This window comes from Streptomyces sp. URMC 126 (assembly GCF_051386555.1).
Taxonomy (GTDB): Bacteria; Actinomycetota; Actinomycetes; order Streptomycetales; family Streptomycetaceae; genus Streptomyces.
In genome coordinates this window covers 1-252 of the sequence record NZ_JBPQTX010001112.1, presented here as the reverse complement: position 1 = coordinate 252, position 252 = coordinate 1, and the positions used below count along the sequence as shown (strand labels likewise).

Genomic DNA, 252 nt, shown 5'->3' with positions numbered 1-252 from the left:
ATGGAAAGTGTGGCAACCAGGGAAAAACCAAGACTTATTATTTGCGGAGCGTCTGCTTATAGCAGGGAATGGGATTATGCGCGCATCAGGAAGATCGCCGATTCTATCAATGCGCTTGTTTTGTGCGACATGGCACATCCTGCAGGGCTTATTGCGAAGGGGTTACTGGATTCCCCTTTCGAACATTGCCACTTTGTAACCTCAACCACGCACAAAACGTTGCGCGGACCACGGGGCGGCATCATTCTAATG

The 252-nt window shown here is 50.0% G+C and carries 1 pseudogene; it reads left to right on the top strand.

Annotation, left to right across the window (positions count from 1 at the left end):
- Nucleotides 1–9: 9 nt before the first annotated feature.
- Nucleotides 10–252: pseudogene (locus ACSNOK_RS35295) on the top strand (serine hydroxymethyltransferase); the annotation flags it as partial.